Below are 13380 nucleotides of genomic sequence, written 5' to 3' on the forward strand. Positions count from 1 at the left end.
TTCGCACGCACGGGAGCGGTCGCGTCCTCCTGCCGTTCGGGGACGTTCCGACCGGCGGGAAACGGCCCGCCGACGGCCTTGGGGACGCGGTCGCGCCCGTCCGGCAAGCACGCGCGAGGAGAGCGGGCGGGGAGCGAACCGGGACGTGAGCTGGGCCGCGGGGCAGCCGGGAACCCGAGCGGCTCCGACCAGGCCCCACCGGGTCCTCGCAGGCCGGAGCGCTGATCGCACCCCCAGGCGTGGCCGGTGAGCGGTCGTCGGGGAGAATCCGCCGGTCCGGTCCGCACGACCGGGCGGCGGTGATCGGCACAAAGGGGACGGGTCCCCAAACGGACGCGTGATCGTTACCTGAACTCAATGAAAAATTCTCCCGGTCGCATACGATCTCCGGCAGCGCAATGGGGCTCCCGTCAGGGGCGATGGGTGGAGAGGAAGCCGGTGAAAACGGACCTTCAGGCATAAGGCACTTTCTCCCCGCCATTTCGCGTCGTCGCCCCTCAGCCCCCCCTCTTGGAGTTTCCGTGTCCGTACGCCCGGCCCGTCTCAGCACCGCGATGCGCCCGTTCGCCGCGCTGGCACGCCGTCGCCGGCCCGCCGCGGGCGAGGGTGTCGGCCAAGGGCCGGTCCAGGAGCGGACCGCGCCGGAAGCCGCGCCGGAAACCGGGCCGGAGGCCGCGGTGGAGGAGCCGCTCGCCGCGATCGAGCGGCTGGCCCAGGAGCGTGCCGCGCGCGAGGCGGAGCTGATCTCCTCGCTCCCAGGGGTGGCCCGCTGCGGCGACCTGCTGGCGGAGCCGCACCGCACGCTCCTGCCGGGGCAGCGCCGGGACGGAAACCTGGCCGAGGTGGCCGGGGTGCTGAGCGGCACGGGCATCGCGCACGGCATCGTGCCCGACCGGCACCCGCGTCACCGGCTGGCGATATCCCCCGGCGACCGGCCGGCGGTCCTGGAGGCGCTGGCCGCCTCGTTCGCCGGGCAGGCCGTCTACGCGGACCTGCTGGAGCACGGGCGCACCCTCGGCACCGTCCTGGCCGAGCAGCTGCCCGCCGCGGTGGCCCTGGTGGAGGACGCGCCGGGCTCCCCGGACGACGCCCCGGCCGGTGAGCCGGACGGGGACCGGGCGCCGGACGGCGAGGCCCAGGTCGGTCCGATCTGGCCGGAGGACCGGGTCAAGGGCGTGCGGATCTACCGGCCCGCCGCTATCGGCACCCTGCTGTACGGCTCCGACACCGGCTGCGACGTCGAGTTCTGGGACTCCGCCGCCCCCTCCGAGGGCGCGATCGCCTCGATCGACGAGACCCCGCTCGGCTGGTGGGTGCCCTCGTTGGAGGCCACCGCCACCACGACCGTCGACGGCCGGCCCTACCCGCTGCTCGACATCTTCGCCACCGACCTGCCGGACCGGGTCACCTTCCCCGTGGACGTCGTGATCACCTGGGTGGACGACGCCGACCCCGCCTGGCAGGAGCGCCGCGCCGCCGCCCGGGCCCGGCTCGCGCACACCGCGGCCCCGATCGCGGAGGAGGACGGCGTCGCGGCCAGCGGCATCGCGGGCGACGCCGACCAGCGCTTCCGCAACCGCGACGAGCTGAGGTACTGCCTGCGCGCCCTCGCCGCGCACGCGCCGTGGATCCGGCACATCCACCTGGTCACCGACGACCAGGTGCCGCACTGGCTGGACACCGACCAGCCGGGCCTGTCCGTGGTCCCGCACCGCGAGCTGTTCGCCGGCACCGACGCCGGGCCGGTGTTCAACTCGCACGCCATCGAGAGCCGGCTGCACCTGGTCCCCGGGCTGTCCGAGCACTTCCTGTACGTGAACGACGACGTCTTCCTCGGCCGCACCCTCGTGCCGGAGGACTTCTTCCTCGGCAACGGCCTGCCGCGCTGCTTCCCCGACAGCCGAATCGTTCCGCCGGGCGCGGCCGCCGCCGACGACTCGGTCTACGTCGCCGCCCTGAAGAACACCCGCGCCACGCTGGCCGCCGCCGTAGGCAAGACCTACCCGCGCACTCTCAAGCACTCCCCGCACCCGCTGCGCCGGAGCGTGCTGGCCGAGAGCGCCGAGCGGTTCGCGGACGAGCTGGACGGCACGGTCCGGTCGGCCTTCCGGGCCGCCACCGACCTCGCGCCGGTCACCCTGGCGGTCCACTACGCCCACGCGACCGCCCGCGCGGTGGAGGGGCACCTCTACGACGGCTACTTCGTCACCGACAGCGCCGAGGACCTCGCCCGGCTCACGGACCTGCTGGACGAGCGCTGGGCGGACCACTTCTGCCTCGCCGACGGCACCCGTGACCACATGCCCCCGCAGGAGCAAGAGGCGGCCGTCACCGCCTTCCTGCGGGCTTACTTCCCGGTGCCCTCCCGCTTCGAGGCCCAGCTGCCCGAGGAGGCCGGTCCGGCCCGCCCGGCGGTCCACGCCTCCGCCGCCGCAGGGGAGTAACGCGGGCCGCGCCGCCTCGACCCGCCGCCCCGCCTCGACCCGCCGCGTCGCACGGGGTCCGCAGAGGCGATCGGGCCGCCCCGGAGCCCGCCCCGGACCCCTCTCCGCACCGCCCCGCTCCCGTTCGCGACCGGCGGTGTCCGCCACGCACTGACGTGGTGTGATAATCCCTTCGGAATCGCCCCAGGGGCGGACGCGACCGGGACGGGCGAAGGGGCGGGTGCGGGGTGGGGCGGGTGACGACCGCCATGGCGGCGCTGGCCTTGGCACTGTCGCAGACGTGGACGGCACCGGCGGCGCTGACGGCCGGACCGAGGCACCGGCCCGCCGTGGCCGACGAGCCCGCGGGGGTCGTCCAGATCGTCGCCCACCAGGACGACGACCTGCTGTTCATGAACCCGGACCTGTCCAACAGCATCCGGGCGGGCCTGAAGGTGACCACCGTCTACGTGACGGGCGGCGCCGCCGGCAGCGGGGCGGCCTTCGCCGCCCACCGGCAGGACGGCGCCCGGCTCGCCTACGCCCGGATGGCCGGCGAGGCCGCCGGGACCGGGGCCGGTGACTGCGCCGACGACCCGGGCCCGGCCTGCTGGGACCGGGACGACTACCGGCCGATGCCGGACGGTCCGGTGGCCGAACGCTTCACCCTCAAGACGAACCGGTCGCTGCAGCTCGTCTTCCTCAACCTCCCCGAGTTCGCCGACTCCGCCTACCTCGGCGGGAACGCCCTGCGCCGGCTCTGGGACACCAGGGCGAGCGCCGAGCCCGCCCGGACCGGGACGCTGGACATGGACGGCCCCGGCACCGTCTGGCCGCAGACCTACGACGGCGCGCGGCTGATCGACATGCTGCACGCGGTGCTCGCCGACCAGGGCCCGACCCTGGTCAGGGTGCAGGACCCGGCACCGGACCCGACGCTGTGGGCCTCCCACGCGGAGCACGACCACGCGGACCATATCTCCGCCGCGTGGTTCGGGGACGCGGCGGCCGCGGCGTACACGGCGGCTGGGCACCGGGTGGTGATCGAGCACTACCGCGCCTACAACATCTGGTCCTCGCCGGCCGTCCTCTCCTCCGAGGAGACCGCCGACAAGTACGCCACCTTCCGCGAGTACGCCGGGCGGGACACCAAGCTGCCCACCGGAGCGGCCTTCGCCGCGGGCGCGTACGCGGGGTGGCTGTCCCGGCAGTACCAGCGCTCCCCACGGTCCACCCAGGTGGTGGCCGCGGACCGGAGCGGGGCCCTGCACGCCTTCGTGGTGGAGAGCGGCTCGCTCCTGGAGTGGGCCGAGGACGAGAACGAGGCGTGGCACGGCCCGGTCGCGCACGACGGCCCGGGCGGGCCGCTGGCGGCCGGCGTGACCGTCACCCGCCGCCCGGACGGCGGGCTCGCGGTGTTCGGCCAGCGCGCGGACACCGGCGTGATCGTCTCCGGCACCCAGGACCCGGCCGGCGGCTGGACCTGGTCCGACCTGGGCAGTCCCGACCCCGTCGCCGCCCCGGCGGTCTCCAAGCTCGCCAACCCCGCGCTCCAGGTGAGCATGCCCGTGGTGGCCGCCGACGGCGAGGGGCGGCTGCACCTGTTCGTCCGCAACCGGGGCGGCGGCGTCAGCGCCCGGGCGCAGACCGGTCCCGACGGGAGGTGGGGCGCGTGGGCCGCGCTCGGCGGTACGGACGTGCAGGGCGCGCCCTCGGCCGTCACCACCGCGGACGGCCGGATCGAGGTCTTCGCCGTCTCCGTGAAGGCCGCCGGCACGCGCCCGGTCGTACTGCACTGGTCCGGGTCCGGGTCCGGGTCCGGGTCCGCCGACGGCGCGCTGCTGCCCGACCACGACTTCCCGGCCGTCTCCCCGTCCGGCGGCATCGGGGTGGGGACGGACCCCGACGGCCGTCCGGTGCTGTTCTACCGGCAGCTCCCGAGCGGCCCGCTGCCCGGGCCGACCACCCGGTCGGCCCTGATGCGCCTCGTCTGGAGCGCCCCGGACGGGCGCTGGGCGCCGGCCGGGCCGGTCGGCGGCGGGGCCGATCCCGGCGGCAGCGGCGAGCCCGCCGCGGTGGCGCCCGCCGCCGCCGGGCACCCGATGGTGGTGGCGGTGCGCAACGGGGACGGCGGCGTCAGCGTGACCCGCCAGGGCGCCGACGGACAGTTCGGCGACTGGAGTGCCCTGGACGGCTTCACCGTCGGCGCCCCGGCCGCCGGGGTCGACCGCGACGGCCGCACGGACCTGGTGGCGCTCGGCGCGGACGGCCGGCTGCGCCACAGCCGGGAGCGGGCGGACGGTTCGTTCGGCGACTGGAGCACCGTCGAGGAGCCGTGACCCGGCCGCGGCCGGACCCCGCCCCGGCCCGGGCGGGGCCGACTCCCGACGTCTGCGACACTGGAACAACCATGCCTAAGCCCGGAGAACTCACCTTTGTCGCGCCGCGCGGCGCCAAGCCCCCGCGACACCTCGCCGACCTGAGCCCCGCCGAGCGCAAGGAGGCCGTCGCCGAGCTGGGCGAGCAGCCGTTCCGCGCCAAGCAGCTCTCCAACCACTACTTCGGCCGGATGTCGAACGACCCGGCGAGCTGGACGGACATCCCCGCCGCCAGCCGGGAGAAGCTCACCGAGAGCCTGCTGCCCGAGCTGATGTCGGTGGTGCGGCACGTCTCCTGCGACGACGACGCCACCCGCAAGACGCTGTGGAAGCTCTTCGACGGCACGCTCGTGGAGTCCGTGCTGATGCGCTACCCGGACCGGGTCACCATGTGCATCAGCTCGCAGGCCGGCTGCGGCATGAATTGCCCGTTCTGCGCCACCGGCCAGGCCGGTCTGACCCGCAACCTCTCCACCGCCGAGATCGTCGAGCAGATCGCGGCCGGGATGCGCTCGCTCAAGTCCGGTGAGTTCGGGGGGCAGGGGGAGTCGTCCTCCGGGGACGGCAGCGGCCCGGGCGGGGAGGCGCGGCTGTCCAACGTGGTCTTCATGGGCATGGGTGAGCCGCTCGCCAACTACAACCGGGTGCTGGCCTCGATCCGCCGGCTGACCGACCCGGCGCCGGACGGCTTCGGCCTGTCCCAGCGCGGCATCACCGTCTCCACCGTCGGGCTCGTCCCGGCGATGCACCGCTTCGCCGACGAGGGCCTCAGCTGCCGTCTGGCGCTGTCGCTGCACGCCCCGGACGACGAGCTGCGCGACGAGCTGGTGCCGGTGAACACCCGGTGGAAGGTCGCCGAGGTGCTGGACGCGGCGTGGAACTACGCGGAGAAGTCCGGCCGCCGGATCTCCATCGAGTACGCGCTGATCAAGGACATCAACGACCAGGCCTGGCGGGCCGACCTGCTGGGCCGGCTGATCAAGAACCACCGGGTGCACGTCAACCTGATCCCGCTGAACCCGACCCCGGGTTCCAAGTGGACCGCGTCCCGGCCCGAGGACGAGCGGGAGTTCGTCCGCCGGCTGCGGTCGTACGGCGTGCCGACGACCGTCCGCGACACCCGCGGCCAGGAGATCGACGGCGCCTGCGGCCAGCTCGCCGCGGCGGGCTAGTCCCGGCCGGCCGGACCCGGCGGGGACCGACCCGCCGCGGCGCCGGCCCTCACCGGGGCCCGGTGGTCACCGCAGTCCGGCGGCCGCCAGTGCGGCGGTCGCCCCGCCGGTCAGCAGCAGCGTGGTGCCGACCGCCAAGGTGCGCAGCGCGACCGCGCCGAAGAGCAGCCGGGGCGAGGTCCCGAGGCGCAGCAGCGCCTCGGCGACGTCCCGGCGGTCGCTGCGCACTTCGGCGAGCCGGACGGCCACCGCGGCGGCCGTGCAGCCCAGCACCAGGCAGGCCTCGACGGCGGGCAGCGCGTCGGCGCTGTCGGGGGTGCCGATCCAGTAGCGGACGGTGGTGAGCACCAGCGCGACGGCGAGGGTGAGGACGGCGAGCGGCGCGCCGAGGCGCGGGGCCTGGGCGGTGAGCCCTCGCCCGGCGAGCAGCCGCAGCGGGGTGGGCCGGCCGAGTGCGAGCAGCCGTCCGGCCCAGGCCAGCAGCGGTCCGGTGAGCAGGGCGAGGCCGAGCGCGCCGGCGGCCCAGCCGCCGAGGGCGGCGGTGCTGGTGGTGCCGAGTCCGGCGGGCAGGTGGACCGGGCGGCCGTCGGCCGCGGCGCCGGGCCGCAGGGCGATGAGTTCGAGCGCGGCGCCGATCACGACCAGTCCGGTCGGCAGGGCGATCCGCCAGGCGGCGAAGCCGGTGCCGTGGGGGGTGCGACCACCGGGCCGGGCCTCGGTGGCGGGCACCGCGCAGGCGGCGGCGAGGCCGGCCGTGAGCGGGACCAGCGCGAGCAGGGTGACCGGGGCGGCGGCCGGCAGCGGCACGCCCATGCCGAGGTCGGGGGCGAGCGAGGGCCCGGCGATGTCGTTGCGCAGCACCAGGAAGACCAGCAGGGTGAGCACGCTGCCGAGGGTGCAGGCGAGGGCGACCTCGCCGGCGATCAGGGTGCGGATCCGGCGGGAGCCGGCTCCGGCGGCGGTGAGGCCGGCGATCCGCTCGGGGCGCCGGGCGGGCACCGCGCGGGCGGCGACGGCCGCGAACCAGGCGACGGCGGCGAGTGGGGGCAGGCACCAGAGCAGCCGGACCAGCGGGTCGGCGTCGCCGATCCGGTCGCTCATCGCCCGGCCGAGGGAGCGCAGCAGGAAGGCGGCGACCACGGCGGCGGCCAGGGCGGTGAGCAGCCAGCGGCCCAGGTCGGGCACCCGGTAGCCCCGGGCCAGGCGGAGATAGAACACGTCGACTCTTTCAGCGGCTGGGCGTCGTCAGCGGCGGACGGCCGTGACGGCGGACGCTCCGGAGGCCGCAGACACGGCGGTGCCGCGCGGGACGGGCGCGGCGGGGGCGGTCAGCCGGCCGTCGACGAGGGCGACGGCGCGGTCCGCGAACCGGACGAGCTCGGGATCGTGGGTGGCCAGGACGAGGGTGAGCTGGTGCGAGCGGGCCGCGCTGGTCAGTATCCGCAGGACCTGGTCGGCGGCCTCGCGGTGCAGCGGGGCGGTGGGGTCGTCGGCGAAGACGACGGGCGGCAGCGGGGCCAGGGCGCGGGCGACGGAGACCCGCTGGCGCTGGCTCTGGACCAGCCGGTCCGGGCGCTGCCTGCCGACGTCGCCGACGTCGAGGCGCTCCAGCCACTCGTCGGCGGCGGTGTAGGCGGCCTTGTTGCCGGCTCCGGCGAGCAGCAGCGGCAGGGCGACGTTCTCCCGGGCGGTGAGCTCGGGGACCAGGTGCGGCTCGGAGCCGACGAAGCCGAAGCGGTCGCGGCGCAGCCGTTCGCGGCCGGCCCGGGTGAGGGTGTGCACGGGGGAGCTGTTGAACCAGACCTCGCCCTCGTCGACCGGGAGCTGGGCGGAGAGGCAGGCCAGCAGGGTGCTCTTGCCGGAGCCGCGCGGGCCGGTGACAGCGAGCACCTCGCCCTCGCGGACGCCGAGCGAGATGCCGCGCAGGGCGGGGGTGCCGTGATGGGACTTGACGATCCCTCGGGCCCACAGCACGTCGTTGTCAGGCGGTGCCGCTGACATGAGGTTCCATCCTGGGGGCCGCAGGGATATGACAGTCGTCAGATTAGAACGACCGGGGCGGGGCGCGGTTGCGGCGCACTGGTCCATCACGGGCAAATCACCCGCATTCAGGCATGTTTGGTCGTTGGACTGTGATGTTGGGGTGACGGGGACGTCGCGGTGCGGGAACGCCGAAGGGCGGCCCCGCGGGAAGCGGGACCGCCCTTCGGCGGAGGGTGGGGAAGAGGGCTCAGGGGATCAGAGCTTCGCCCACGCGTCGGTGAGGCTGGTCCGCAGGATCTGCTCGATCTCGTCGAAGGTCGACTGGTCGGAGATCAGCGGCGGGGCCAGCTGGATGACCGGGTCGCCACGGTCGTCGGCGCGGCAGTACAGGCCGTTGTCGAAGAGGGCCTTCGACAGGAAGCCGTAGAGCACGCGCTCGACCTCGTCGTCGTTGAAGGACTCCTTGGTGACCTTGTCCTTGACGAGCTCGATGCCGTAGAAGTACCCGTTGCCGCGGACGTCGCCGACGATCGGCAGGTCGCGCAGCTTGTTCAGGGTGCCCAGGAAGGCGGCCTCGTTGTCGAGGACCTTCCGGTTGAGGCCCTCGCGCTCGAAGATGTCGAGGTTGGCGAGTGCCACGGCCGAGGAGACCGGGTGGCCGGCGAAGGTGTAGCCGTGCAGGAAGGTGTTGTCACCCTTGTAGAACGGCTCGGCCAGGCGGTCGGAGATGATCGTGGCGCCGATCGGGGAGTAGCCCGAGGTCATGCCCTTGGCGCAGGTGATCATGTCGGGCTGGTAGCCGAACTTGTCGGCGCCGAACATGGTGCCCAGGCGGCCGAAGGCGCAGATGACCTCGTCCGAGACCAGCAGCACGTCGTGGCGGTCGCAGATCTCGCGCAGGCGCTGGAAGTAGCCGGGCGGCGGCGGGAAGCAGCCGCCGGCGTTCTGCACCGGCTCGACGAAGACGGCGGCGACGGTCTCGGCGCCCTCGTTGAGGATGGCGACCTCGACCTCGTCGGCGCACCAGCGGCCGTACGCCTCGGGGTCGACGGTGCCGTCCGGGCCCTCGAGGAAGGCCGGGGCGCGGTAGATGTTGGTGTTCGGGGCCTTGTGGGTGCCCGGCACCAGCGGCTCGAACGGGGCCTTCAGGCCCGGCAGGCCGGTGATGGACAGCGCGCCCTGGGGGGTGCCGTGGTAGGCGACGGCGCGGGAGATGACCTTGTACTTGGTCGGCTTGCCGATCAGCTTGAAGTACTGCTTGGCGAGCTTCCAGGCGGTCTCGACGGCCTCGCCGCCGCCGGTGGAGAAGAAGACCTTGTTCAGGTCGCCCGGGGCGTAGTTGGCCAGGCGCTCGGCCAGCTCGACGGCCTTGGGGTGCGCGTAGCTCCAGATCGGGAAGAACGCGAGTTCCTTGGCCTGCTTGGCGGCGACCTCGGCGAGCTCGGTGCGGCCGTGACCGGCCTGCACGACGAACAGGCCGGCCAGGCCGTCGATGTACTTCCGGCCCTTGTCGTCCCAGATGTAGGTGCCCTCGCCCTTGACGATCGTCGGCACGGGGGAGTTCTCGTACGACGACATGCGGGTGAAGTGCATCCACAGGTGGTCGTAGGCGGTCTTGGAAAGGTCCTTCTGCGCCGGGTCGGCTGTCATCGGGTGCCCCAGGTGTAGGTCTGTTTCCGGAGCTTCAGGTAAACGAAGCTCTCGGTGCTCCGCACGCCGGGAAGCGCGCGGATGCGCTTGTTGATCAGTTCGAGCAGGTGCTCGTCGTCCTCGCAGACCAGTTCGGCCAGGAGGTCGAACGAGCCCGCGGTGCAGACGACGTAGTCGACCTCGTCGAGGGCGGCCAGCGCGTCGGCGACGGGCTCGATGTCACCCTCGACCCGGATCCCGACCATCGCCTGGCGGGTGAAGCCGACGGTGAGCGGGTCCGTGACGGCGACGATCTGCATCACGCCCTGGTCGAGCAGCTTCTGGACGCGCTGTCGCACGGCCGCCTCGGACAGGCCGACGGCCTTGCCGATGGCGGCGTACGGGCGGCGCCCGTCCTCCTGGAGCTGCTCGATGATCGCCTTGGAGGCGGCGTCGAGGGGAACGCTGGCGTTCCGGTCGCGGTTGGCCACGCCGCCACTGTGCCTGATCAGACCCATGTTCGCAAGCTTGGAAACTGCTGATTTCGTCGTGATCTTGGAAATCGCATACGGATTTCATCGCGTACGCCGACTCCGTCTGTCGATAACGGCAGTCGTGCGGCTACCCTGGCACCGTACGCGCGCGGCCCCGCGAGGAGCCGTGCGTACCGCCACCAGTGGACCGCGTCCTCCCGGGCCCGGCCACTCGGCACCCTTCGTGCGTCGGACCCGCCGACGTACCATGGCGCCGGAATCTGCAACGCCGCAGGCTCAGACCGAGGAGAGATCCGTGAGCGACCTTCGTACGCTGCGCAACTACATCAATGGTGAGTTCGTCGACGCGGCTGACGGCCGCACGCTCGACATCGTCGACCCGACCACCGGTGAGGTGTACGCGACGTCGCCGCTGTCCGGTGCCGCCGACGTGGACGCCGCCATGGCCTCCGCCGCCGCCGCGTTCCCGATCTGGCGGGACGCCACCCCGAGCACCCGGCAGAAGCTCCTGCTCAAGATCGCCGACGCGGTCGAGGCCCGGGCCGACGAGATCGTCGACGCCGAGGTGCGCAACACCGGCAAGCCCCGCGCGCTGACCCTCTCCGAGGAGATCGGCCCGATGGTGGACCAGATCCGCTTCTTCGCCGGCGCCGCCCGCCTGCTGGAGGGCAAGGCCGCCGGTGAGTACATGGACGGGATGACCTCGATCATCCGCCGCGAGCCGGTCGGCGTCTGTGCCCAGGTCGCGCCGTGGAACTACCCGATGATGATGGCCGTCTGGAAGTTCGCCCCGGCCATCGCCGCGGGCAACGCCGTCGTCCTGAAGCCCTCGGACACCACCCCGGCCTCCACCGTGCTGCTGGCCGAGATCATCGGCGGCGTCCTCAAGGACCTCGACCTGCCGGCCGGCGTCTTCAACGTCATCTGCGGCGACCGCGAGACCGGCAAGCTGATGGTCGAGCACAGGACCCCGGCGATGGCCTCCATCACCGGCTCGGTCCGGGCCGGCATCCAGGTCGCCGAGTCGGCCTCCAAGGACGTCAAGCGCGTCCACCTGGAGCTGGGCGGCAAGGCCCCGGTCGTGGTCTTCGAGGACGCCGACATCGCCGAGGCCGTCGAGGGCATCTCGGTGGCGGGCTACTTCAACGCCGGCCAGGACTGCACCGCCGCCACCCGCGTGCTGGTGCACGAGTCGATCCACGACGCCTTCGTCGAGGCGCTGGCCAAGGCCGCGGCCGAGACCAAGACCGGCGGCGTGGACGACGAGGACGTCCTGTACGGCCCGCTGAACAACGCCAACCAGCTGAAGCAGGTCAGCGGCTTCATCGAGCGGCTGCCCGCCCACGCCAAGGTCGAGGCCGGTGGCCACCGGGTCGGCGACAAGGGCTACTTCTACGCCCCGACCGTCGTCTCCGGCCTGAACCAGGACGACGAGATCATCCAGAACGAGGTCTTCGGCCCGGTCATCACCGTGCAGAAGTTCACCGACGAGGACCAGGCCGTCGAGTACGCCAACGGCGTCGAGTTCGCGCTGGCCTCCTCGGTGTGGACCAAGGACCACGCCCGCGCCATGCGGATGTCGCGCCGCCTGGACTTCGGCTGCGTCTGGATCAACACCCACATCCCGCTGGTCGCCGAGATGCCGCACGGCGGCTTCAAGAAGTCGGGCTACGGCAAGGACCTGTCGTCGTACGGCTTCGAGGACTACACCCGGGTGAAGCACGTCATGACCGCGATCTAGCGGGTCATGACCGTCGGGCGCAGTATGACCGCGATCTGATGTAGTTCAGGTCGTATGAACTGACCAAGGGTCCGGGGCTTTTCGCCCCGGGCCCTTGTGGCTTTGCACCCTGTCGACGGATCGCGCGACCGGCTGACACGATGGAACTGCACTTCCCGAGCAACTCGCCCTAGCCTTACCGGCATGAGCATCCCCACCGCTGACTCAGCCGCCGGCCAGGCCGTCAAGGCCGCCGACCGCGCGCACGTCTTCCACTCGTGGTCCGCCCAGGCGCTGATCGACCCCCTCGCGGTGGCCGGCGCCGAGGGCTCGTACTTCTGGGACTACGACGGAAACCGCTACCTCGACTTCTCCTCGCAGCTGGTCAACACCAACATCGGCCACCAGCACCCGAAGGTGGTCGCCGCGATCCAGGAGCAGGCGGCGAAGCTCTGCACCATCGCCCCCGGCTTCGCGGTCGAGGCGCGCAGCGAGGCGGCCCGGCTGGTCGCCGAGCGCACCCCGGGCGACCTGGACAAGATCTTCTTCACCAACGGCGGCGCCGAGGCCAACGAGAACGCCATCCGGCTGGCCCGGCTGCACACCGGCCGGCAGAAGGTCCTCTCCACCTACCGCTCGTACCACGGCGCCACCGCCAACGCGATCGCCCTCACCGGCGACCCGCGGCGCTGGGCCAACGAGACCGGCGTCTCCGGCGTGGTGCACTTCTGGGGCCCGTACGCCTACCGCTCCAACTTCCACGCCGAGAACGAGGCGCAGGAGTGCGAGCGCGCGCTGCGGCACCTGGAGGAGGTGATCGCGTTCGAGGGGCCGGGCACCGTCGCGGCGGTCATCCTGGAGACCGTGGTCGGCACGGCGGGCATCCTCGTGCCGCCGCCGGGCTACCTGGCGGGGGTGCGGGAGATCTGCGACCGCCACGGCATCGTGTTCATCCTCGACGAGGTGATGGCGGGCTTCGGCCGCACCGGCGAGTGGTTCGCCGCCGACCACTGGGGCGTCACCCCGGACCTGCTCACCTTCGCCAAGGGCGTCAACTCCGGCTACGTGCCGCTCGGCGGCGTGGCGATCAGCGCCGAGATCGCGGCCACCTTCGACGAGCGGCCGTTCCCCGGCGGGCTCACCTACTCCGGCCACCCGCTGGCCTGCGCCTCGGCGGTGGCGACCATCAACACGATGGCGGAGGAGGGCATCGTAGAGAACGCCAAGCGGATCGGCGAGGACGTGCTCGGCCCCGGCCTGCGTGAGCTGGCCGAGCGGCACCCGTCGATCGGCGAGGTCCGCGGCATGGGCGTGTTCTGGGCGCTCGACCTGGTGAAGGACCGGACGACCCGCGAGCCGCTGGTGCCGTACAACGCCGCGGGCGCCGCCAACGCGCCGATGGCCGAGCTGGCCGCCGCCTGCAAGCAGCGCGGGCTCTGGCCGTTCGTCAACATGAACCGCTTCCACGTCGTCCCGCCGTGCACCGTCACCGAGGAGGAGGCCAAGACCGGCCTCGCGGTGCTGGACGAGGTGCTGTCGCTCACCGACGCGCACACCGTCTGACGTTCCTACCAGGACGGC

The 13380-nt window shown here is 73.2% G+C and carries 9 protein-coding genes; 5 read left to right on the forward strand and 4 right to left on the reverse strand.

All coding sequences use genetic code 11. The annotated features are described in order from the left end of the window. Window positions 1–521 precede the first annotated feature (521 nt). The 3 genes from IE332_RS32700 to rlmN all read left to right on the forward strand — a co-directional run bounded on the left by IE332_RS32700 (window position 522) and on the right by rlmN (window position 5973). Window positions 522–2444, forward strand: a complete 1923-nt coding sequence (locus IE332_RS32700) for a stealth family protein (RefSeq protein ID WP_189923577.1) — start codon at window positions 522–524, stop codon at window positions 2442–2444. A gap of 236 nt (window positions 2445–2680) precedes the next feature. Then, entirely contained in the window at window positions 2681–4762 is a 2082-nt protein-coding gene (locus IE332_RS32705) for a DUF8189 domain-containing protein (protein ID WP_189923579.1), read from the forward strand. Between the two features lie 71 nt (window positions 4763–4833). Continuing rightward, window positions 4834–5973 (forward strand): dual-specificity RNA methyltransferase RlmN, encoded by a 1140-nt coding sequence (rlmN, locus tag IE332_RS32710; protein ID WP_189923581.1) that lies wholly within the window; start codon window positions 4834–4836, stop codon window positions 5971–5973. Window positions 5974–6039: 66 nt separating this feature from the next. On the opposite strand, the gene IE332_RS32715 is transcribed toward rlmN, so the two are convergent. From IE332_RS32715 to IE332_RS32730, 4 genes are all read right to left on the reverse strand, one after another. After that, entirely contained in the window at window positions 6040–7191 is a 1152-nt protein-coding gene (locus tag IE332_RS32715) for a hypothetical protein (protein ID WP_189923583.1), read from the reverse strand. Between the two features lie 27 nt (window positions 7192–7218). Further along, window positions 7219–7974, reverse strand: coding sequence for an ABC transporter ATP-binding protein (locus IE332_RS32720; protein ID WP_189923584.1), 756 nt, complete (start codon window positions 7972–7974; stop codon window positions 7219–7221). A 237-nt stretch (window positions 7975–8211) separates the two neighbouring features. After that, window positions 8212–9606 carry an aspartate aminotransferase family protein gene (locus IE332_RS32725; RefSeq protein WP_189923586.1) on the reverse strand — a complete coding sequence of 465 codons (1395 nt, stop codon included), beginning with the start codon at window positions 9604–9606 and terminating at the stop codon, window positions 8212–8214. Continuing rightward, window positions 9603–10103, reverse strand: coding sequence for an Lrp/AsnC family transcriptional regulator (locus IE332_RS32730; protein ID WP_189923588.1), 501 nt, complete (start codon window positions 10101–10103; stop codon window positions 9603–9605). The genes IE332_RS32725 and IE332_RS32730 overlap by 4 nt, the downstream gene beginning before the upstream one ends. Window positions 10104–10326: 223 nt before the next feature. Here IE332_RS32730 and IE332_RS32735 point away from each other — a divergent pair, with 223 nt between their 5' ends. Together IE332_RS32735 and IE332_RS32740 are read left to right on the forward strand one after the other, a co-directional pair. Further along, complete coding sequence (locus IE332_RS32735; RefSeq protein WP_189923590.1) at window positions 10327–11820, forward strand: gamma-aminobutyraldehyde dehydrogenase; 1494 nt, start codon at window positions 10327–10329, stop codon at window positions 11818–11820. Between the two features lie 183 nt (window positions 11821–12003). After that, window positions 12004–13362 carry an aspartate aminotransferase family protein gene (locus IE332_RS32740; protein ID WP_189923592.1) on the forward strand — a complete coding sequence of 453 codons (1359 nt, stop codon included), beginning with the start codon at window positions 12004–12006 and terminating at the stop codon, window positions 13360–13362. Window positions 13363–13380 lie beyond the last annotated feature (18 nt).

It is taken from the genome of Kitasatospora xanthocidica, assembly GCF_014656195.1.
Classification (GTDB): Bacteria; Actinomycetota; Actinomycetes; order Streptomycetales; family Streptomycetaceae; genus Kitasatospora; species Kitasatospora xanthocidica.